Origin of the sequence: Trichlorobacter lovleyi (genome assembly GCF_015239775.1) — a bacterium.
Taxonomy (GTDB): domain Bacteria; phylum Desulfobacterota; class Desulfuromonadia; order Geobacterales; family Pseudopelobacteraceae; genus Trichlorobacter; species Trichlorobacter lovleyi_B.
In genome coordinates this window covers 1,559,417-1,580,898 of sequence record NZ_CP058409.1, presented here as the reverse complement: position 1 = coordinate 1,580,898, position 21,482 = coordinate 1,559,417, and the positions used below count along the sequence as shown (strand labels likewise).

Sequence of the window (21,482 nt, the reverse complement as noted above, 5' to 3'; positions counted from 1 at the left end):
TTAACCTGAAGTGGGCGGCCTGTAGCCGGGCCGCCCTGCCATAAGGAGTATGACCATGAAATACAAAGTATTGCGCGGATTCTGCCTTGGTAGAGGAAAAGATGTATTCCCAAGCCAAGAAATTGAACTTGATCCAAAACTGGCCGAACTGTACCTGCGCCAAGGCCGGATTGCACCGATTGCAGTTTCTGGTGCCGTTGACATGAACAAGGCAGCCCTGTTGGCCAGTATCGCCATTGCCGAGTCTGTTGAGGTGCTTAACGAGCTGGTAAGTGCTGAAGAGACAGACACTGAGATTGTAGCAGCCTATGAAGCCCGTGCTGCAGAGCTTGAAGGGTGAGCATCCCAGGCTCTGAAATAGCCAGCATATCGCTGGCTGACTTTGGCCAGCCCATCACCCTGCAGTACCGTGCAACCCGCCGCACGGTCACCGGTATCGTCTCAGACATCAACGAGCCCGGCAGCGTGTTAACTGGCGAAGGCCCAGTGGAAGAACACAGCATTGAAGTAGCAGTAGCAGCCGCCGCTGGAGTCAACACAGACTGGACCGCCACCGTACAGTCAACCGGTATCACCCGCCCGGTCTTGTGGGTATCACCACCCAATGCCGGTTTTGTCAAAATCATCCTGGGGGCTGAACAGTGAGCACCGTAACCTACAGCGATATCGTGCAGCACATGGTAACCACCCTAGTCAACCTGCTGCCGGCAAAGCACAAGGCCAGCGTCATTGCCTGGCCGGATCGCCCCGATGATCTGACTGACCAGAAGCTGGAAAAAGATCATCCGCACGGCTGCTACGCCGTCAGGTACCTGAAATCAACCGCCAGCGAAACCGGTCACGAAACCGCCCTGTTTGGCGTAGTGCTGGTGGCAAACAGCTTTACCCGTGCGGCCAACATGGCAGCCACGGTAAAGATTGCCATGCAGGACGAAACATCCCCTATCGGCCAGAAATACACCTTTGCCGGTGTCGAGCCGATTGAACACCTGGCCGGCTGGGTGCGAGACACCGCAATCATTGCCGTACCCAGAGGCAAGCAAACCATCCAAAACAAGGCCGCAGAAATAGCAGCCCTCAACCTTTAACCCTTACTTTGCGGGAGAACACCCGCCAGGAGGCAAAACAATGGCACAAGGAAGAATTGCCCAAACTCAATATTCAATGCAGCAAGGGCGGCTGATGATCTCAAAGCTGAACGAACTTGGCGCACCCACAGGCTTTTTCCATCTGGGTGACGTTTCCTCGGCATCTATCGACCTGACTGAAGAGGTCACCGACGTATACGAGCATTCAAGCGGTGCCCGCGGGTTGGATGCCGAATTCACCAAACAGCTGGGAGCCGAATTCAAGGCCAGCCTGTCTTCATTCACGCCTGAAAACTTCGCACTGTTCATGCGTGCCGCGGTAGTTGCCAAGGCTGCCGGATCTATCACGGATGAATCAATTACGCTCTTCTCGGGGTTGGAAAGTTACACCAACAACATCGATATCAGCAGCGTGGTTGTCAAATCACCTGACGGGCTTACCACCTATGTAGTCGGTGACGACTATATCTCAAATGACAACTCAATCGAGCCAGTTACGGGTGGTGCAATTGAGTTGCTCGATACCGGTGACGGCGTTCCCGTGAAGGTGTCCTACAGCTACGGAGCGCAATCCGCTGTTGATGCCTTTACCGAGGCCAAGGGTTATTACCGCCTCGTTTTCGACGGTATTGACACCGCCCAGAGCAATAAAAAGCGCAAATACACGCTCCGCCGTGTATCCACCAGCGTACTCAAGAGCCTGGCACTCATTGCTGATGACCCGAACAAGATGGACATCGATGGCAAGTGCCTGATTGACAACACCGCTACTACCCGTAGCAAGTACGTCAATATTGACATTGAATCCTAACCAGTAACCAATGCAGGCCAGCGGGGATGATCCCGATCATCCCCGCGCACAAGTATTGATTGCAACCATCCTTTGCGGGAGAACACCCGCCAGGAGTAAACGATAGTTTGTTACTTAATGTCACAAGGTAAAATTATATGAATATACTAACAAAAACAGGCCTTGAAAGAATATCCAGTGGTATTGACATTAAATTTGACTCAATTGAATTAAAATTTACCGCCTCTGGGACTGTTATAAATTATAAATTAGATGGCGAAACTATATGTTATGACACTTTTAAACATACCCCATCTATTGGTGATTCAATCACCATAACTGGGTTTAAAGGCCAAATGGATATAAAAATTTATTGATACACCTGACCGTCGTGAGACAGGGCAGTAACTATCTAATGCAGCGTCGTGATGACGCAGCGAGAGGTAACTATCATGGCAACAAAATTACCCGATGTCGGCGGGCTGAATCTGCTGAGCGTGTTGTTCAGCTCAACCGCCAAAACCACCAGCTTTACCCTGCAGCTGTTTACCGATGCCAACGCCCCGGCAGATGGTGATATCAACACCACCCACACCGTGGCTGCTGGTGGCGGATATGCAGACAAGACCCTCTCAAACAACGCCACAGTAGCGCTTGAAAGCGGCATACCGGTTGCAACCTGGGCGGCCCAAACCTGGACCTTTACCGGTGCGCTTACCTCTGGTGCCACCATCCGTGGTTATCAGGTTCTGTCCGGTACAACCCTGCTATTTGAAGAGACCTTTGGCACGCCATTCACCCCGGCCAACAACGGCGACCAAATGACCTTTACCCCCAAGTATGCCCTGGGCAACGGTACACCAACATGATCCGGCTGCTGCTGGTCATAGCTCTGCTGCTGCCGGTGCAGGCCCTGGCTGCAACAGTCAATCCGTGGGAAAAACCGGCCATAACCACCCTGCCTGATACCGCTAAAGTGTCGGTATACGATGGATCTGTCTTAAAGACTATTACCGGACCAAACCTGAAGACAGATGTCATTGATGCCATCAAGTTACCGTCTTCACAGGTTATTGGTGTGCAGCCTGCCCCCACTGCCGGTGCTTATGAGCGCAAATTTGAGGTTAAAGACAAAGACGGATTAATCAAAATGTACATAAATGCTTCCGGCACTGTGGTTATTGCCGGGCAACTTGTACTTGGTTCCACGCCTGTTCCATTGGCTGTCTCTTCAGTTGCGCCTGCCAACGGCGCCACTGCTCAATCAATCATTGTTTACCCGGCAGTTACCTTTAACAAGGGCGTCAGTCTATCTTTATCCACTATGTACATCCAGGGCAACAGCACAGCACCCGTTATGGGTGCTGATGGCGCTACGTGGAATATACCGGCCACCCTGGCCTATGGCACCACCTACACCCTGAAGGTGGTTAAAAACAGCATCCTGCAGACCGATGGCGAAACCAGCAGCAGCTGCGGCACCACTATGGCTGATGTGTCCGGCGTCTGCCAGAGTACCTTTACTACTGCCACCCTGGGAATCAGCAGCGTTGTGCCGGCAGCCGGTGCCACCGGAGTCACCGGTACTGACGGGGGGGCCTTCACCGCCGTACCGTCAACCACCTTCAGCACCCATGCCCTGCTGACTGCCGGTGCCGGATCTTTTACCTGCTCATCCAGCTACTACAACGGCAGCGGTTGGGTAAACGATACAACCCCTGGCGATTACCTGACCACCAACAGCCTGACCTATACGCTGGACAGTATGATCTACCACAAAAGCTACGATGCCTCGCACCTTACCACCTACACCTGCGACATCGTAAAAAGCATAGGCCTGACCACCTGCGCTGCAGGGACATCAGACACAGGATCAACCTGCCGCTGGACGTTTACCACGGCGCAGTAAGGGGTAATCATGGCCAGCATCAGCTATGTCGGTACCGCCGGGGCTGTCTGTAGCGGTGCAAAGCTGCTGGTAGATGAAAACGGTGATTACCTTGTTGATGAACCCGGCAATTACCTTGAAGTAGACCAGTTTTCCGATCTGGTCACCATATCGGTCCAGCGCTACTCGGCAACCGGTACCATGCAGGCAGTTGCAGCGCCTGCCAGTAGTTATACCTGGATACCGGTACAGATTCAGATCCGGTACTCAACAGCCGGGGCCGTAGCAGCACCGGCAGCCAGCATCACCTGCAAAGCAGCACCAGCTGTACTGCTGCCAACCATAGCAGCACCGGCCAGCATTGTAACCTGCAAGGCAGTACCAGCCGTATCCGGCAAGGCCGTTATCAGCTCTTTTTCAACCTGGTTCGTTTCAGTTGGCAAAACCGGCCAGATGTCAGCCGTGGCCGCACCGGCAGCAACCTACACCCGTGCTGCCCGTATTGTTGGCACCGCCGGTTGTGTCGCGGGACCCGCAGCCACAGACATCATTTGCAGCGTGGCAGTCACCGGCCAAATGGCGGCAGTTGCCATGCCATTCTCTGCTGCATCCTTCCAGGATGTGGTTGATGCCCAGATCGTGGCCGTGGGCAGTCCGGCAGCAGAAATCACCTGCCACGTCACGCCACCTGCCCTGGTTGGTGCGGTTGGCGAAGCCAGGGCAGCTGATTATGCCTTCTACTACGAGGCTGTTACCCGGGAAGAGATCGGCACTGCCGGTTGTGTAGCTGCGGCCATGGCCACCGACATCACCTGCAAGGTGGTGGCTGTTGTAGGGGTGACCAGCGTGGCCACACCGGCAGCTCAACTGGCAATAACCGTTGTGCCGGTAGCCCAGGCCGGGGCCATAGGGCAACCAGTATCAGGCCTGACCATAGTCTGCAACCCAACGGCAACGGCTGCAGCAGTAGCAGAACCGGGCTTTGATCTGGTCATCACCTGCAGGCCACTGGCCCTGATGGGTGCCATCGGGAAACCGGTATCAACCTGGCAGTATTACGAAATACCAAAACCGACAGACTTGCTGCATGTCTGTTACACCGTCAAAGTCAGCCGCAACCAGTTTCTGGCCGACAACTACAAAACCACCGTGCGGAGGCGCTACTGATGCAAGGCCCAACACTCATACACTTTACTGATGACACAGACGCCTACGGTGCCCTGTACATCGGGAGAACCTTTGAAGCGGTAATCGCCATCACCGGAGCCGATGGACAGCCCGCCAACCTGTCTGATTATGATGTTGCCTGTGATGCCCGCCTGGACGCTGATGATGTTGACCCGGCTTTCAGCTTTGAGGCCAGTATTGTTGACGTGGATATCGATGGCCAGACCTTTGCGTCTGCCGGGATCAAGCTGTTTTTGGGCGCCACTGATGCCGCTGACCTGGTCAGAAACATGTACTGGTACGACGTAAAACTGACCTCAAAAAGCAATACAGAGATCGTGATCAACCCGGTCGCTGGCAATGCCCAGGTTGAAGGCACGTCAACACACTGATGGCCTGCCTGACCCTTACAGCTACTCTGCCGGACAGAATCAACGGCAGCGCGAAACAGCCGCAAAAACTAACGGCATCGGCGGCCCAGCCGGACCGGCTACAAGCCGGGGCCAAGCTGCCGGCAGCAATAACCATCACCGTGACAGGGGTAGAGCTATGACAAAGCGCACCAGCAAAAAAGGCAACATAACGCCTCACATGCGCTCGATCCAGACCGGCCCGGAATGTGACTCCTGCCCGCTGGAAGACTGCAGACCACGAAGCCCGCGCTGCCCATTAACCAAAAGGGGGAAACGGTGAGCGAAGAAACCACCCTGTCAATAGATCTCGATGATCTGCAGGACATCATGGACGACCTTGAGCCTTCATCCGGTGAACGCCGTAAAAACAACCTTACCAAGGATGATGTGTTGATCATTGCCAGAATCATCCAGGCAGTATCAGGCCGGTCCTGTTCCCTGGGATTTGATGAAAATGAAGTCAACATCATCAAGAAGGTGGTCAAGGTGCTGGACCGTGGCGCCATGGCGGTTGGTTGGCTGGTGGTATCGGCCATTGTCTCAGGCATCCTGGCCCTGGTGGTACTGGGGGCCAAGCATGGCATCCATGAAATAGCAACCAAGGGGGTTAAGTAATGGCGCTATTTGAGCCCGCATTTGAAAAGACCATGTTGCATGAGGGCGGCTATGCCAATAACCCGGCAGACCGTGGCGGTGAAACCTACCGGGGTATCGCTCGCCGTTTCTGGCCCGGTTGGCCCGGCTGGGTACTGCTTGATGCAGCCAAAAAAAAGCCTGACTTCCCCCGCTGCCTGGCCGCAGATGCTGAACTACAATCCCGTGTGGCAGGTTTTTACCGGGCCAACTTCTGGCCCCGCCACTTTTCGGAAATAAAGGATCAGGGCATTGCAGAATGGCTTTTCGACAAATCCGTAAACATGGGTATAGGCCAGGCCGTAAAACTGCTGCAGCGAGCCGCAGGCGTAACCGCCGATGGCGACTATGGCCCAAGGACCACCATTGCCGTAAATACTGCCGACCCAACACGGCTGCTTGAGGCCTGCCGCGAACAGGCCCGCGCTTTTTATCGCGGACTGGCAGAGCGCAACCCCAGCCAGAAGCAGTTTTTAAAAGGCTGGCTGGCACGGGCATGATTCTCCGCTACTGCCACGAAATAAAGGCTTACCACCCCGACACCCCGCCGGAGTGCATCAACTGCGGTAAATGTACCCGCTTCATGGCAAAGCATTTTGCCAAACAACCGAAAGGAGCAACACCATGAAATCTTGGAAAACAACGCTGTTCGGAGCAATCACCGCCTGTGGTATGGGCCTGTCTCAGACTGATGACGCCATCCTGAAAACCATTGGCCAAATTCTGGCCATTCTGGGTCCGGTGCTGATGGGCATTTTTGCCAAAGATGCCAGCGTAACCGGCGGGACGGTGCAACAGTAAATGGAATGGGGCGCTGCCATTGCTTCGCTGCTGGGCATTATTCTGCTGATGCTGAAGCAGTGGCAGTCCAACCAGCCCAAACGCGACCAGGAGGCTGCAGATGAAACGACACAACAGGGCCGTACTGAAATTGCTGACGGCAATGCTGATGCTGTTAATGATCGTATTGACCGCCTGCTCACAGAACAGAGTGATACTGCAGGGCAACCAGGCAGTGAAGTTACAACAGAACGAATCAGCGCCCTGGCCGGGCTGGCTGATACAGGACGAAGCCCTGGCGCGGATTCTGGAAAAAGCGGAAGCCTGCCAGAAACTAAAACAGTGACCGACGTTGTTTTAGATTCTGGGGCAAAAGTAAAATAAACAAGAGGCCAAAATGAAACCAACCGTAACCATTAACGGCACTGTCGTTGTTTTTAAATCTCTGACCATTCGCCAGGCCTATGATCTTGCCGCCATGCCAGAGCTGGCTGACGATCTGCGCCCGCTGTACATGGCGTTTGAGTCTGATTTCCCCCTGGTGCTGCTGTCTGCAGACTGTGACCCGGCCCTGCTGCTGGAAGGCAACGAAGCAGAGATTATGGAGGCATTCAGAAAAGCCAACCCTTTTGTAGAAAAGCCCCTGTTCAAAGAGCTGCGGGGGCTAAAGAACCAAATCATAGAGAAGACCTTTTCAGGTCTGTCTGCCGAATCATTCAGCGCGGACACTCTGGGGCCTGGGACTACACCATAGAAGAGTTTGGCTGGGCCTGTGATGAAGTGGCCAGGATGGAACAGCGTGACATCAAGGATCAATCCACCGCCGTCCGGTACGGCCAGTTTGCTAAAGATGAGGACTGGAAAAAATGGGTAACAACCCGACCGTAAAAGTTACCATAGAAGCTGAAAACCTGCTGTCTGCCGATCTGAAACAGGTTGAATCACAGTTTTTGCAGGTTGAGCAGGCAGGCAAGAAAACAGCCTCTGCTGTCAGCGGCCTGTTCCACTCTATGGATGATGAGCAGTTCTCTGTTCAAACCACCTGGCAGCGGGCCATGGATGATGTTAAGGCCGCCACTGCCAAGGCTGTAAACGATGCCAACAAGGAAATTGCCAAGCTGGGTAAAGATGTAAGTTCTGACCGGCTGGGGGGGTCATTCAAAGATCTGGGCATTAAATCTGCCCTGGATATATCAGCAGAAAAAGCCCGTCTGGTAGCCGCGTTTGAAGCCATCAAGAAAAGCGGTGTTGCCTCTGCTGATGAGATCCGCCGTGCAGAAATTGCGCTGAAAGACCAGCTGCAAAAGATTGATGGTGCGCTGGATAATAACAAGCGCAAGGCCAATGAAGCAACCGGTGGCATATCCACCGGCTTAAAAGGTGTAGCGGTCTGGCTGGCAGCAGCGTTTTCCGTTGATAGAGTTTTTGCATTTACCAAGGCAGCCTTTGAAGCCAGCATGGCGGTTGACGCCATTGTGGGCAAATTAAAGGTAATGTCCGGCAGTGACCAGGCCGCTGCTGAAGAGCTGTCGTTTATCCGGATAGAAGCCAACCGCCTTGGGCTGGATCTGCTTGAAACAGCAAAATCTTACGGTAGTTTCATGACCGCCGTAAAAGGCACGGCCAATGAAGGCAAGCAGAGCCGCGCCATGTTCATTGGCATTACTGAGGGCATGAACGCTGTCAGAATGAGCGCAGACGGACAGGCGCACGCATGGACACAGTTAAACCAGGGTATCATGAAGGGCAAGTTTGAAATGCAGGATTTGAAGGCCATTAACGAGGCCGGTCTTCCTATCTTCAAGCTTTTGGCCGAGGCGCTGGGGGTCAGCACCGCAGAGATTTTAAGGATGCAGACTGAAGGTAGTCTGCTGGCTGATGATGCCTTACCAAAGCTGGCTGAATCCATGCACAAAACCTATGGTGTGGCGGCTGTAGAGGCTGCCAGCAAGGGGCGCGCAGAGCTAAACAAGTTCAATACGGCAGTGTTTGAGTTGAAGGCCTACTTGGCCCAATCTTTTGACGGCAACGGACTAGGGGCCTTGACCGGATTGGTTGAAAGGCTGAAGTCAGTGGTCTTGTATGCCCAGCTGGGCAAAATAGAGATTGTCGCCCTGTTTGAAAAGTTTTCTGCCTTGGTTGATAACGGCGGCTTGATTGGACTGATGGGTGGCGGCAAAGAGGCCCGCGACGATCTGAAAGAGCAATTTGCATCTATCGACGCCATGACAGAGCTTTCCATCAAAAAGCGCAGAGAGCAGTACACCAACTGGTCTGCAGCTGCCAAGCAGGCTGAAAAGGATGTTGCCGGTGCTGCCCAGGCCGGAACCGTACAGACCAGGGAAGAAGCTGAGAAGGCCGGCAAGATCCGCCGTGATAACGCCAAAAAGGCCGGTGAAGACCTGGCCAAGATCAATGTCGAATTTGCCAAGCAGACCGGCGATGCCGAAGCGCAGCTGACGGCGGATCTGCTGAAGCAGTATGAAGAGCGCAAGAAGGCCACCATTGATTTCTGGAATCAGAAAAAGGCCGCTGCCAAGGATGATATTGAAGAGGCCAGCTATGAGATCATCAAAAACCAGAAGCTGCAGCAGATAGAGGCCCAGCACCTGCGTGATTCTGAAATCATCCAGGCTGCTGCGAAATCACGCCGGTTAGATAGCCTTAAAGATGAGCTGGCCCTTGAAACCCTGCTGGTACAGGAAAAGGTTGCCAAGAACGAAATGACCACCGCCCAGGGTGAGCGTCGGATTACAGAGCTTACCGTTGCCGCTGCCAAGGCCCAATATGATGCGAAAAAAGGCGTAACTGACGCCTATGTGGGCATTTACGGCAAACAGGGTGACGACTACAAGAAGCTGCTGAAAGACCAGGACGCATCCCACAAAGAATATCTGTCTGCCAGCCTCTCTGCCTACAAGACCTATGCAAACAACATCAAGGCCATTGATCAGCAGATCAAGGATGTCCGGGCCTCTTTTCAGGATAAAATAAGGGATATTCAGCAAAAGAGCATGACCGACAGCCAGAAGTATGCTGACAACCAGAAACGGTATGATGAGGCCGTAAGCGCCAGCCGTGCTGCTCTGGCGGCAAAAGATGCCGAAACTGCAACAAAGTATGCAAAACAGGCTGAAGAACTGGCTGGCAGGCTTGCTGATAAGCAGGCTACCGGCAACACAGAACTGGAAAAACAGGCCGCTCTTCAGGAGGGTGTAGCAAACGCTACCCGTGCCCTAAGCGAAGTTGAAGCCCTGCGTGTGCAGATTCTCGAATCACAGAAGAAAGAAAACCAGGACGCCTTGGCTAAGTTGCAGGAAATCCAGAACATGAAGCTGGACCCGAAGAACCTTGCCGTTAACATGGATCAGGGTGCCCTGACAGCCGTTAAGTCTGAGATTGATGCACTGACCAAGGATGCCACAAAAACCATCTACATCAAGACCGTGGGTGCCTCTGGTGAGGCGAGTTACAGCAACACCGGGGGTGCAACAGAGGGCTTCTTTGCGGGCGGGAAGGTCACCAACGGTTCACCCCTGCGGGATTCTGTGAGCGCCATACTGGCCCGTGATGAATGGGTCATCAATAACAAGGCCGCCGGTTTCTGGGGTGATAACCTGCTGGCCGCCATTAACGCTCCGCTGTCTACCTCTGGCCAGCGGCTGCAGGAGGCGTTAAGGTCTGCCCCTGCCCCTACTCAGCCCAATGTTGTCCCCATGGGTAGTATTGATCTGACCCTGCCCGGCGGACCGGCGCTGCAGGTGCAGGCCCCCATAAATGTTATTGATGAGTTTAACCGGCACTACCAGAGGTTAAAGATGACGAGGCCACAATGAGCATCCCAAACATTTTTTTGAACGCCATAGAGTTGCCGGGCCTGGTGGTTTCCGGCGATGTTTCTGCAGGTGCAATTCGGGCAACAGTTAAAAATACGCTAAATGGTGGCGTGGTTGTCTGGGAAGAACCGGTAGCCGGAGGATCTCTGATTGATCTGAAGGGCGGTGTTGATTTTGGCTGGCTTACCCGCAGCACCCTACTTAGTCTGGTGGCCCTGGCCAATGTGGCCGGAACCACGGCGACGCTTACCCTTTCAAATGGCACTACCAAGGCTGTCCGTTTCCGCAATGAAGATGGAGCTATTGAGGCAACACCGCTGATTGAGCGCCCAAACCCTGCAGATACCGATTACTACAACAACGTCATTATCAGACTGATGGAGGTATAGACCGTGAGTGAAAAAGGGATAGCAATAGCCGATCAGGCAGCAGGAATAAAGGTGGCCACCCGCGACGCGATTGAGCAGACCAGTTCTGCCGAGCCGCGTGTGATACAGCTGGTTGATTTTGCCAGCCGGTCTCTTGCCGCTGTGCAGGTGCGGTCTGTTACGATTGCTGATAGCGCTGCCAACGTAGATATCAACGCCGATCTGCTCTCATCACGCATTACAGTTGGCGACAAATCAACACTGGTGGTGGTGCCGATAGTGTCTGATACGGTCTCGGGCATAACGGTTACCCCTGTGCTGTATGCGGATGATAACAGTGTAATCGGTATTTTGGCCCCCAAAAGCGTTGCAGCCCCGGCTGTGCCATTGCAACTTGTGTCAACAGATGTGCTGCTGGATATCATGGCATGGGATCTGTTTGGCGCCGCCTCAGTGGCCCTGCATCTGTCCGATATAAGCGGTGCCGGCACGGTGGTGCTGAAAGGGGGCGTGGTATGATGAGGCGTGTGGTGGAGGCGCCAAACGTACCGGCAGGAGTACCTGAGGCCCCAATTGATGGGAAAAGTTACGCCAGAAAAGACGGTGGATGGTCTGAAGTGACCGGCTCTGCCGGCAGCTTACTTGTTAGGGAGATTACAACTACCGGATACAACTCTGCAGTGACGTTTGATCTGCTTGATTTGCTCACAGACAAAAATTACGAACTTGAAATATATTTTGCTGCCAATGCCGATACCAGCCTGTCTTTACGGGTTAACGGTGTAGGCACCAGTGATTACCAGTGTGTGTACCAACAGATGGGCAGTGCCCCGGTGGCTGGATTCCTGAGCGGCCATTATGTTGGGGATGTGCAGGACAGTTACCGGCTGGAAGCCTCGCTAAAAGTGTCGCTTAATGCAATAAAATCTGCATGTGTCAGTCTTCTTAACTATGATGTAGCCGGGTTTGATGCCAAAACACTGCTGCCCCCGATTGGCAATATTACGGAACTGTCGCTGGTTTCTTCTGTTGCCAACGGTATCGGGGCCGGTGTCTTCAGGTTGTATAAAAAGGCTTCGTGATGCTGCTGCTTTTAGCCAAAGAGCAGATTATACCGGCCCTCGTGCATCCGCCTACTGGGTGGCAGGCCAGTGATCCGGTTGATGCCCCCGGTCCATCAGGGTCATGGTCTGCCCTGCCTGCTCCGGTACCTCCTGCGGTAGCGCACCGGGCCCCGATCTATGCAGTCACCAACTGCCCCATCACGTTGAATGGTGTGGATATTACCAGGCAGGTGGAGCGCTGCGTTACCACCAGCAGCGAAAGCGCAGTGTTCGGTACCTGTGAGCTGACCTTGCCGGTGGGTCTGGCTGTTAGCCGCGGTGACTCGGTGGTGGTTGACCTGTCAGGTGTGCCGCATGCCTATCTTGTGGAAGACCCCAGCGGTGAGGGCCCGGCCCGTACAGTCTGGTGCCGCAGTGCCGCCTGTGTGCTGGATGAGCCTCATGCAGCAGAGATAAACCTGAACGGCTGGGATACCCCATACACCACCGCTTCTGAGTTGGCCGCTGCCATCTGCGGCACAGTTGCCCTTAATTGGCAGCTGCCCAGTTGGAGTCTGCCCAGCCGATGGGAACTTACCGGCACACCGATTGAGTGCCTGCAAACGCTGGTAGCCAGTGTGGGTGGCATTTTACAGAGCAACCCCAACGGCAGCATTACCGCCAGAAAACGTTGGCCGATACGTCCACCTGATCTGTCCGGCGCAACCCCATTGACCACCATCAGTCGCGCCACGGCGCTGGATGATTCCCCGCTGACTGTGAAACCCACCTCAGGTAAAGGGTATGGATCTGTAACGGTCTATGGCTATGATCCTGCAGCCCTGTTGCCGGATATGGAGGTTGAGGAATCCAGCCCGGCGTTAGGCAGCCCTGTGCATGTGCGGCTGTTCTGGCCAACCCAATCACCGCCTGAGTTTAGTCCGTTTGTGACCGATGGCAGCACCACTAAACTGTCGTCGGCTGATCTGGTGGTAAGCGCAGAAGAGCTGATTTTTGAAAACGGAGCGGCAACAACCAGGTACCCTATCAAGCGGTTACACAGTTACAAATGGGTGGGGGCTAATGGCGGAGAATTGTGGTGGTTGGAAGACGGCAACAGCAAAGAGTTATCCACTATTACCCCTGGCGTGCGCGGTATTGCAAGGGTGACCTACACCACCAATTATGAACGCTGGCAGCTGACCGGACAAACTGCTGAAAAATGTCTGTTTGGCATTGATGTGGGTCAGGGGCAGGTGTCGGCCCTGGTGTCCTATGTCTCCGGCGGATCAGTGGCCCCGGCCCAGACCGCCCCGTTGATAGATGATCTGTCCGGCTGCATTGCAGCCGGCACCGCTTATCTGGATGCAAACCGGGCCATTGTCGCGGTATCTGCCCTGCTGCCGTTGACCACAGAGCCGATTGTGCCTGGTTGCACCGTGCGTGCCGATGATACGGTATCCGGGGTGTATGGCAACGGCAAGGTCGTATCAACCACCATTACACTGGACCCGGTCAAGACAACCAGGGCTGTAGAGGTGCAGGTACCATGCTAGACAGACTTTTTGCAGCAGCCGGTGGGGTTGGTAGCGGCACGGTGTTGGAGCCGCTTTTAAACGGGCAATACCGCGTGCTGTACCGTGGCCGCAAGACCATTGCCTTCTCGCAGGCCGGACAGTTAGTGGCAAACCAGCAGATCACCATTGCCGAAACCGCATCCGGTCTCGTGGTGGTCTCGGCTGGATCAGTAACCGGCGGTACCAGCGTGGAGGTGATGATCAATGGCTAACGCAAGCAAGACCATAACCATAAATTTTAGTGATGCAACCGGGTCCGGCCCCAAGGATGTGACCTTGACCATCAAGGACGTCTGTACCAAAGCCATTATACCTGGTGCCACGGTTACGCTTACGATCAACGGCACCCCCCAGACACAAACGGCTGATGTCAACGGCCAGGTGACCTTTGCCCAGGTGCCCGCCGGTGAACATGCGTTGCTGGTAACTGCTGCCGGATACCTGGACAGCAATGCCGACACACTGGCCAATGATGCCATAACGGTCTGATGGCAGACCTGCAGATTACCGCATACCTGACCCCTGAAAAGATACCGGCCACCACGGTTGATAATCAGGCTTCAGACAGCAGCACGATCTATCTGGTGCCCGACAGCATGGCCGGTAAGGATCTGCCGGTATTTATCGACCTGCTTTTGCTGGGAGAAGGTAAAAACCCGATCCAGTGCGAGTTTAAGCCCAAGGCGGTGGTAGGACACGTCTGGTCTCCTGACCCTAGCCTGCCGGGATCAGCCGCCCCATACCTGGCCACTGCCGCACTGATCAAGATTGATCTACCCCAGACCCCCTTCTGGGCCTCTGCCGATTTTGACCCGCAGCTGACCAGCGGCAATGACTCTGTTGGCCCCACACCGGACACCGCCTCCTGCCCCGCGTCTGATTCAGATGTTTTGCTGATACCCCCAAACGGGTGGGAACTGTCCTGTCAGCCGGTGCCCGGCGAAGAGCTGATCGTAACCCACCATACCCACGGCCATGGCAGTTTTTCGATCTTCGCGTACCACACCTGCCCGGCCCTGACCGGCGGTACCATTGTGGCAAAATGGCCCCACCCGACGGTTGATGAGGGCTTTGTGTACGATGTGGAGGTGGAGGGCAGCTTGTTTGAGGATATCCTGCCGCTGGATTTTGAGCCGTACAGCGTGGGTGACTGGTGCTTTCTGCTGCGTAGTACCGACGCTGCCAGAGATATGACGTTTCCTGTCTTTAGCTCTACCAGCCCTGAGGCTTCTGAAACGCTGAGAATAGTCCCGATCACCATTTCGGGGAAAGGCTAGTTGCTATGAAACAGTCACTGACCGACTGGCAACAGGCTGTTAACAGCCGCGTGCTGGTGGCACAGATCACCGCCCTGAATGTCGAGGCAAACACCGCCACGATACAGCTTAACAGCGGACCGCTGGTGGCTGATGTACCTATCCATTACCTCTGCAACCACAATTCAGACACCCATGCCGTCAGCCGGGTATTCAAGACCGGCGATTCCGTGCTGGTCTTGTATACCGGCAATGCGGCCTACCCTTCAGCATCAAACCTGCGGATCTTTGGCCTGTACGGAGAGATCAGAAGGTGCCTGGATAACAGGGGGCTGGTGTGCGACCTGAACACCGGTGCCATTATCAACAGAACCGGTTCTGCCATCATGTGCGGCAGGCTGCCAGTTTACTCGATCAGCAAATCTGCTCCCACGCGGCATATCAATCTGTTGCAGGGGTCTATTGGAGATTCTGTCTCGATAGCTGGTCAGTCAGACTGGTACGGACTGGCTGAATTTGCCCTGTCATGGGACTGGGCCGGCTTCAGGTACGGCAACGGGTCTCCGGGCAACAAAATCTATCTCTCTGGCGAGGTTTGGGAGGCAAACACCCCCGGACCTGTGGCCGGTGCCTGTATCCAGGGCGCTTATGTCGTTATTGCTACAACCTACGGTACGGTGCATCGGCGCCGGGTGGACAAATCAGACCAATGGACGGGCATCACCGGCCCCGTATTTTCTGGCGGACCCTGGCTGTTTAACGCCTCTGGTACCGTGGCGGTCCACTCCACCGGAGCCGGGTACCAGTTGCTGGAGCTGATAGCGCTGCAGGAATACTCAATTACCGACTACCCATACGCAGTAAACACCTACGACGCCGATATTGTCACACACACCACCATCGCCACAAAAGAGGCCATCCTTTTTGCGGATTACCAGGGAGACCAGCTTGTCACCGGCACAATGCACTTCAGTTACAACTCTACGTACACCAGCACCCTGCTCTCAACCGACTACATCTGCGGCACCATGCCCGAAAGCGTGCCTACCTATTGGATCGACTCCAGCACCTTTGAACGCACCACAACGCAACGCATGTGGCTGGAGTTCAACGGCGCCTCAATAGACCTGATGTCTCACGACCTGTACTCCACGGGGTCGGCTGAAACCGGCACCGGATCGGGCGGTTGGGGCGGTACGATAAACGGAACGGTCGCCACGTCTGTAAACGATTATGTCGCATTTTTGGCCGGCCTTGATTTACGTTCAGGCTTTTATGCCGTTTACAAAATGGCCAGCCAGCGGACCATAAACACCTATACAACCGGCAGTTACACCTGCGCGGCAAACGTCTCGTACTGGCCCACCATCGAAAACAGCACCACCTACACGGGCGGGGGAAGCTTAACCCGATCAAAGATATTGAACGGCCAGGAACTTGCGAGCAGAAGCTGTTCTCTGGCAAATATGGGGTATACGCTTTACCCCCTGGATGATTACGACCCCAGCTTTGACAACATCAGATTTTTTACCAACACGCCGATCGGCGCTGAAATATTAACCTGGGCGTTCCTGATGTTTAATATTGCTGAGGACAGCGAAATCACAAAACCGGTTATCGCCGAAGGGATGTACGGTCTTTCGCACGCCAAGAACGGATTGACCAATGACGAGCTGACAGCGTGGCTGTATGATCCTGAATCCACCCCGTATGTTGACTATTCGGGCGGTGACATTGCCTTAAAACTCGGGATAGCCGCCGGGTTCTCAGCTGAAGAGGCAAGGGTGGTGTAGGCCACCACATAAAATGCACCACAATGCACCACATACAAAAAGGGCTTACTCACGTAAGCCCTTGTAATTTGGCGTCCCCTGCAGGATTCGAACCTGCGACCTACGGCTTAGAAGGCCGTTGCTCTATCCAGCTGAGCTAAGGAGACGTAAAAAGCAGTTTTGTACTATACCCCACAGCCGGTGCGTTTCGCAAGTGGCAGAGCAGATATTTTTCAGGAGAGTTTTGATTTGAAGTCTGGATAGCCAAAGCTGCGTACAACCTGCAGCTGGCCGGTATCCGGCTCAAAGGTACAGATATGAGGGTGTTGAATACCGTTGAAGGTGGTTGTTTTGACCATGGTGTAATGGGACATATCTTCAAACACCAGACGATCGCCTGCCTTCAGCGGCTGTTCAAAGGACCAGTCACCGATCACGTCACCGGCCAGGCAGGAAGGACCGCCCAAGCGGTAGGTACAGGGCTTTTCACCGGGATCAAAACCGCCGGTGATCTCTGGGCGGTAGGGCATCTCCAGAATATCCGGCATGTGGCAGGTGGCCGAGACATCCAGAATAGCGATATCCATCTGGTTATGCACAACATCCAGCACTTCACTGACCAGCACACCGGTGCCGATAGCAATCGCCTCACCCGGTTCCAGATAGACTTCTACCCCATACTTATTCTTGAAATACTTGACCAGTTCCACCAGCCCGTCAATATCATAGCCCTCACGGGTGATATGGTGCCCGCCTCCCAGATTCAGCCACTTCATCCCCTGCAGATACTGCCCGAATCTTTCTTCAAACACCTTGGCAGTCCGCTCCAACGGCTCAAACAGTTGCTCGCAGAGGGTATGAAAGTGCAATCCCTCGACCCCCTCCAGTGAACGGCCTGCAAACTCGGCAACCGGAATACCCAGTCTGGATGTGGGGGCACAGGGGTCATAGATGGCAGTGTGGCCTTCCGAGTGTTCTGGGTTTACCCGCAGGCCGATGGAGACCCTGCCCTGCTCTTTTTCCCATAATGGCCGGAAGCGTTCCAACTGGTTAAAGGAGTTAAACACCAGATGGTTGGAGATGGAGAGCAGTTCGACCACATCACTCTCCTTGAAGGCAGCGGCAAAGCTGTGTACCTCACGGCCAAACTCCTCCCGCCCCAGGCGCGCCTCCCAGGGGGAGCTGGCACAGACACCATGCAGGGTCCGGCTGATCAGCGGAAAGGTACTCCACATGGAGAACGCCTTCAGCGCCATAAGGATTTTGGCGCCACTGCGTTGCTGCACCTGATCCAGGATCGCCAGATTATGACGCAACCGGCCCAGATCAACCACATAGGCGGGTGAAGGGGCTAACTGAGCTATTTTTTCACAATCAATACCGGTCATAAATTAATCCGTCCAAGCAACGTCAGACCTGCGATGATGGCTGAGGCAGCACCAAAGAGACGATGAAGGCGTACAGAAAAGTACGCCAAAGAAGCCTCTGCAGGGACTGAATCGGCCAGGGCGCAGAAATGGCGTTGCTACAGCTCGGGCCACTCTCCGCCGTCAACTACCACGGTTGGCAACCCCATTGGCCCCAGCACCTCCAGGAACAGCTCAGGATCAAACTGTTCCATGTTCCAGACACCCGGAGCATGCCACTTGTTGGCCAGCATCATGATCGCCCCCACCACCGCTGGTACGCCGGTGGTGTAGCTGATGGCCTGGGACTGAACCTCCTTGTAGCAGGCCTCGTGGTCACAGATGTTGTAGATATAGACCTGCTTGCGCTTACCATCCTTCTGACCGCGTGCAATCACCCCGATGCAGGTCTTGCCCTTGGTGAGCGGCCCCAAAGAACCGGGATCCGGCAACAGCGCCTTGAGAAACTGGATCGGCACGATCTTCTGGCCTTGGAACTCCACCTCATCAATCCGGGTCATACCGACATTCTGCAGCACTTCAAGGTGCTTCAGGTAGTTGTCAGAAAAGGTCATCCAGAACTGGGCCTTTTTGATGGTGGGGATATGCTTGACGATTGACTCCATCTCTTCATGGTAGAGACGGTAGCAATTCATCGGCCCGATCCCCTCAGGGAAGTCAAAGACCCGCTTGGTGGAGAGCGCCGGGCTTTCCACAAACTGGCCGTTTTCCCAGTGACGGCAGGTGGCGGTTACTTCACGGATATTGATCTCAGGGTTGAAGTTGGTGGCAAAGGGCTGGCCGTGGCTGCCGGCGTTGGCATCGATGATATCCAGCTCTTCAATCACATCCAGATACTTCTTGGCCGCCAGGGCAGTATAGACGTTGGTCACGCCCGGATCAAAACCGGACCCCAGCAGCGCCATCAGGCCAGCTTGCTTGAAGCGGTCCTGGTAGGCCCATTGCCAGGAATACTCAAACTTGGCCGTGTCCAGCGGCTCGTAGTTGGCTGTATCCAGATAATCCACCCCGGTCTCAAGGCAGGCATCCATGATGGTCAGGTCCTGATACGGCAGGGCCACGTTGATCACCAGCTTTGGTTGCACCTGTTTGATCAGGGCCACCAGCTCGGGGACGTTATCAGCATCCACCTGGGCGGTCTTGATGCTGTTGCCCAGCTGGGCAGCAATGGCGTCGCATTTTGACTTGGTGCGGGAGGCCAGCGTAATCTCGCTAAAGATGTCACGACGCTGGGCACACTTGTGGGCAACAACCTGGCCGACACCGCCGGCACCGATGATGAGTACGTTACTCATGGACAGCTTCCTCCTGAGTTAAATTGGAAATTGGCAGATAGTTTAGACAGCAGCTGCTCCAGGTGCAAGCCTGTCACACAACATTTACAAACCGTTCCCGGTTCCAGCTTAAGGATGGTCACCCGACGGCGTGAAGTTCGGCTCCTCTAGGCACCTGTGCAGTACATTAAGGCGCCGATGACAAGCTAACAAAGCTGACACGTTACAATGGAAACTGAACTATTCACCCAGGTAGGTGTAGCCCAACAGGGTTCTATCCAACAGTTCAATAAAGTGGCTGCTTTCCTCAATGGAGACCTTCTTGATGGCAACCTGCTTTTCAAGATTGTCCCGCACATGCTTGAGAATCTCCGGACCTTTGTACTGAACGTACTTGAGGGTTTCCCAGGTGGCATCGCCGTTAATGACCGTATCAATCATATAGCCGGTCTTTTTGTTAAAGGTGATATGCACGGCATTGGTGTCACCGAACAGGTTGTGTAGGTCACCCAGGATCTCCTGATAGGCGCCGATCAGGAAAAAGCCGATGTAGTAATCCTCATCCTTTTTCAGCTTGTGCATCGGCAGGAACTTGCTGCGTCCGTTCTCCCCCACAAAGCTGGTGATCTCGCCGTCTGAATCGCAGGTAATATCCGCAATTGAGGCCATCACATCCGGACGCTGCCCCAGACGCTGCAGCGGCATGATCGGGAAGAGCTGATCAATGGCCCAGGAGTCCGGAATGGACTGGAACAGTGAGAAGTTGGCAAAATAGGTCTGACGCAGGGCAAGCTGGAAGTTCTGTAGCTCCTCCGGGATCGGCTTGATCTTCTCCACAATGCTGTTGATCTTCTTGATGATCTTTGAGTAGAGCCATTCGGCAATAGCCCGGTCCTGCAGGGTCAGATAGCCCAGATTGAACAGGCTGACCGCCTCGTTGATCAGTTGCAGGGTGTCGTGGTAATCCTCCCGCAACGAGTAACGGTCGATGCTCTTGTAGATATCCAACAGCTTGCGAACCGTTGGGGCAGGTTTTTCCATCTCCTCCAGAATCTGCTCATAATCCGGCATCAGGTTCTGGGTGTTGGTATTGAGGACATTGGTAATCAGCACTGAATAGTGGGCAACCGTGGCCCGGCCGGATTCAGAGATGATGTTGGGGCAGTCCACTCCGGCTTCATCGCAGATGTTCTTGATCTGATAGATCACGTCATTGGCGTACTCTTCCACCGTGTAGTTGACGCTTGAGAAATAGCTGGATTTGGAACCATCATAATCAACCCCCAGACCGCCGCCAATATCCAGATACTGGATATTAACCCCCAGCTTGCGCATCTCGGTATAGATCCGGGCTGCCTCGATCAGGGCGGTCTTGATCTTGTCGATCTTGGTGACCTGGCTGCCGATATGGGAGTGCAGCAGATTGACGCAATCCAGCAGCCCTGCCTCATCCAGCATCTTGATGGCGGCCATGATCTCTGACATCCGCAGACCAAACTTGGCATCCTCGCCGCCAGAAGTGGCCCACTTGCCGGTCCCCTTGGAGGACAACTTGACCCGGATACCCAGGCTTGGCCTGATACCGGTCTTTTTGGCAAGTTCAATGATCTTTTCCAACTCAAACAGCTTCTCTACCACGATGGTGATGTTGTAGCCGACCCGGGTGGCAAACAGCACGGTTTCAATATATTCTGCATCCTTGTAACCGTTGCAGATAATCGGCAGGCCATTGCCGGTGGAGATGGCGATGCCGGCCACCAGTTCCGGCTTGGAACCGACCTCAAGGCCGATGTTGTAGCGTTTACCATAGCTGGCAATCGCCTCAACCACCTGGCGCTGCTGGTTTACCTTGATCGGATAGAAGGTCTGGTATTTGGCGGGATAGTCGTTTTCAGCAATGGCATTCCGGAAGACCCGGTTGATGGAGGCGATCCGCCCCTGCAGCACATCCATGAAACGCAGCAGGATCGGCGGCTTGATCTTGCGCTTGATCAGGTCATCAACCAGGGCGCGCAGATCAATGGCATTCTTTGAGTTTGAGGATGGGTGAACACAGACATTGCCTTTTTTGTTGATTGAAAACAGGTCTGCTCCCCAGTTATCCAGGTTGTACACCTTGGCAGACTCATTGATTGACCAGCGCTCCATAGACAACCCTCCTCAATCTGGG

At 54.4% G+C, this 21,482-nt stretch carries 26 protein-coding genes and 1 tRNA gene; 23 read left to right on the top strand and 4 right to left on the bottom strand.

The window, feature by feature from the left end; genetic code table 11:
* Positions 1 to 55 precede the first annotated feature (55 nt).
* From FY034_RS07275 to FY034_RS07165, 23 genes are all read left to right on the top strand, one after another.
* A complete protein-coding gene (locus FY034_RS07275) occupies positions 56 to 340 on the top strand; it encodes a hypothetical protein (protein ID WP_265554781.1) in 285 nt (94 codons plus the stop codon).
* Positions 337 to 645, top strand: coding sequence for a hypothetical protein (locus FY034_RS07270; RefSeq protein WP_265554780.1), 309 nt, complete (start codon positions 337 to 339; stop codon positions 643 to 645). Before FY034_RS07275 ends, FY034_RS07270 begins: the two co-directional genes overlap by 4 nt.
* Positions 642 to 1,088, top strand: coding sequence for a hypothetical protein (locus FY034_RS07265; RefSeq protein ID WP_265554778.1), 447 nt, complete (start codon positions 642 to 644; stop codon positions 1,086 to 1,088). Before FY034_RS07270 ends, FY034_RS07265 begins: the two co-directional genes overlap by 4 nt.
* 40 nt (positions 1,089 to 1,128) lie before the next feature.
* Positions 1,129 to 1,899 carry a hypothetical protein gene (locus FY034_RS07260; RefSeq protein WP_265554776.1) on the top strand — a complete coding sequence of 257 codons (771 nt, stop codon included), beginning with the start codon at positions 1,129 to 1,131 and terminating at the stop codon, positions 1,897 to 1,899.
* 137 nt (positions 1,900 to 2,036) lie between these two features.
* Positions 2,037 to 2,255, top strand: a complete 219-nt coding sequence (locus tag FY034_RS07255; RefSeq protein ID WP_265554774.1) for a hypothetical protein — start codon at positions 2,037 to 2,039, stop codon at positions 2,253 to 2,255.
* Between the two features lie 75 nt (positions 2,256 to 2,330).
* A complete protein-coding gene (locus FY034_RS07250; RefSeq protein WP_265554772.1) occupies positions 2,331 to 2,747 on the top strand; it encodes a hypothetical protein in 417 nt (138 codons plus the stop codon).
* Positions 2,744 to 3,787: a hypothetical protein gene (locus FY034_RS07245; RefSeq protein ID WP_265554771.1), complete on the top strand. Its 1,044-nt coding sequence runs from the start codon at positions 2,744 to 2,746 to the stop codon at positions 3,785 to 3,787. Before FY034_RS07250 ends, FY034_RS07245 begins: the two co-directional genes overlap by 4 nt.
* A 9-nt stretch (positions 3,788 to 3,796) precedes the next feature.
* Positions 3,797 to 4,933, top strand: coding sequence for a hypothetical protein (locus FY034_RS07240; protein WP_265554769.1), 1,137 nt, complete (start codon positions 3,797 to 3,799; stop codon positions 4,931 to 4,933).
* Positions 4,933 to 5,325: a hypothetical protein gene (locus FY034_RS07235; RefSeq protein ID WP_265554767.1), complete on the top strand. Its 393-nt coding sequence runs from the start codon at positions 4,933 to 4,935 to the stop codon at positions 5,323 to 5,325. The genes FY034_RS07240 and FY034_RS07235 overlap by 1 nt, the downstream gene beginning before the upstream one ends.
* Before the next feature lie 297 nt (positions 5,326 to 5,622).
* Positions 5,623 to 5,961 carry a hypothetical protein gene (locus tag FY034_RS07230; RefSeq protein WP_265554766.1) on the top strand — a complete coding sequence of 113 codons (339 nt, stop codon included), beginning with the start codon at positions 5,623 to 5,625 and terminating at the stop codon, positions 5,959 to 5,961.
* The gene (locus FY034_RS07225; RefSeq protein WP_265554765.1) at positions 5,961 to 6,479 is read left to right on the top strand and encodes a glycoside hydrolase family 108 protein; all 519 of its coding nucleotides are present in this window, start codon (positions 5,961 to 5,963) and stop codon (positions 6,477 to 6,479) included. Before FY034_RS07230 ends, FY034_RS07225 begins: the two co-directional genes overlap by 1 nt.
* Before the next feature lie 124 nt (positions 6,480 to 6,603).
* The gene (locus tag FY034_RS07220; protein ID WP_265554763.1) at positions 6,604 to 6,780 is read left to right on the top strand and encodes a hypothetical protein; all 177 of its coding nucleotides are present in this window, start codon (positions 6,604 to 6,606) and stop codon (positions 6,778 to 6,780) included.
* Entirely contained in the window at positions 6,781 to 7,143 is a 363-nt protein-coding gene (locus FY034_RS07215; RefSeq protein WP_265554761.1) for a hypothetical protein, read from the top strand. It abuts the gene before it with no gap.
* Positions 7,144 to 7,156: 13 nt separating this feature from the next.
* Positions 7,157 to 7,513 (top strand): hypothetical protein, encoded by a 357-nt coding sequence (locus FY034_RS07210; protein ID WP_265554759.1) that lies wholly within the window; start codon positions 7,157 to 7,159, stop codon positions 7,511 to 7,513.
* A 112-nt stretch (positions 7,514 to 7,625) separates the two neighbouring features.
* Positions 7,626 to 10,595, top strand: coding sequence for a tape measure protein (locus FY034_RS07205; protein WP_265554758.1), 2,970 nt, complete (start codon positions 7,626 to 7,628; stop codon positions 10,593 to 10,595).
* Positions 10,592 to 10,984 (top strand): hypothetical protein, encoded by a 393-nt coding sequence (locus FY034_RS07200; protein WP_265554757.1) that lies wholly within the window; start codon positions 10,592 to 10,594, stop codon positions 10,982 to 10,984. The genes FY034_RS07205 and FY034_RS07200 overlap by 4 nt, the downstream gene beginning before the upstream one ends.
* 3 nt (positions 10,985 to 10,987) lie before the next feature.
* The gene (locus tag FY034_RS07195; RefSeq protein ID WP_265554756.1) at positions 10,988 to 11,482 is read left to right on the top strand and encodes a hypothetical protein; all 495 of its coding nucleotides are present in this window, start codon (positions 10,988 to 10,990) and stop codon (positions 11,480 to 11,482) included.
* Positions 11,479 to 12,045: a hypothetical protein gene (locus tag FY034_RS07190; RefSeq protein WP_265554755.1), complete on the top strand. Its 567-nt coding sequence runs from the start codon at positions 11,479 to 11,481 to the stop codon at positions 12,043 to 12,045. The genes FY034_RS07195 and FY034_RS07190 overlap by 4 nt, the downstream gene beginning before the upstream one ends.
* Positions 12,045 to 13,562, top strand: coding sequence for a hypothetical protein (locus FY034_RS07185; protein WP_265554754.1), 1,518 nt, complete (start codon positions 12,045 to 12,047; stop codon positions 13,560 to 13,562). The genes FY034_RS07190 and FY034_RS07185 overlap by 1 nt, the downstream gene beginning before the upstream one ends.
* Positions 13,556 to 13,795 carry a hypothetical protein gene (locus FY034_RS07180; RefSeq protein WP_265554753.1) on the top strand — a complete coding sequence of 80 codons (240 nt, stop codon included), beginning with the start codon at positions 13,556 to 13,558 and terminating at the stop codon, positions 13,793 to 13,795. The genes FY034_RS07185 and FY034_RS07180 overlap by 7 nt, the downstream gene beginning before the upstream one ends.
* The gene (locus tag FY034_RS07175; RefSeq protein WP_265554752.1) at positions 13,788 to 14,072 is read left to right on the top strand and encodes a carboxypeptidase-like regulatory domain-containing protein; all 285 of its coding nucleotides are present in this window, start codon (positions 13,788 to 13,790) and stop codon (positions 14,070 to 14,072) included. Before FY034_RS07180 ends, FY034_RS07175 begins: the two co-directional genes overlap by 8 nt.
* Positions 14,072 to 14,860 carry a hypothetical protein gene (locus FY034_RS07170; RefSeq protein ID WP_265554751.1) on the top strand — a complete coding sequence of 263 codons (789 nt, stop codon included), beginning with the start codon at positions 14,072 to 14,074 and terminating at the stop codon, positions 14,858 to 14,860. The genes FY034_RS07175 and FY034_RS07170 overlap by 1 nt, the downstream gene beginning before the upstream one ends.
* Before the next feature lie 5 nt (positions 14,861 to 14,865).
* Positions 14,866 to 16,632: a hypothetical protein gene (locus FY034_RS07165; RefSeq protein WP_265554750.1), complete on the top strand. Its 1,767-nt coding sequence runs from the start codon at positions 14,866 to 14,868 to the stop codon at positions 16,630 to 16,632.
* Between the two features lie 69 nt (positions 16,633 to 16,701).
* Here the strand turns inward: FY034_RS07165 and FY034_RS07160 are convergent.
* From FY034_RS07160 to speA, 4 genes are all read right to left on the bottom strand, one after another.
* Positions 16,702 to 16,778, bottom strand: a tRNA-Arg gene (locus FY034_RS07160).
* 66 nt (positions 16,779 to 16,844) lie between these two features.
* On the bottom strand, positions 16,845 to 17,999 hold the full coding sequence (nspC, locus tag FY034_RS07155) for a carboxynorspermidine decarboxylase (RefSeq protein WP_265554749.1): 1,155 nt from the start codon (positions 17,997 to 17,999) through the stop codon (positions 16,845 to 16,847).
* Positions 18,000 to 18,136: 137 nt separating this feature from the next.
* Positions 18,137 to 19,333, bottom strand: coding sequence for a saccharopine dehydrogenase family protein (locus FY034_RS07150; protein ID WP_265554748.1), 1,197 nt, complete (start codon positions 19,331 to 19,333; stop codon positions 18,137 to 18,139).
* Between the two features lie 219 nt (positions 19,334 to 19,552).
* A complete protein-coding gene (gene speA / locus FY034_RS07145) occupies positions 19,553 to 21,460 on the bottom strand; it encodes an arginine decarboxylase (protein ID WP_265554746.1) in 1,908 nt (635 codons plus the stop codon).
* Between the last annotated feature and the right edge of the window lie 22 nt (positions 21,461 to 21,482).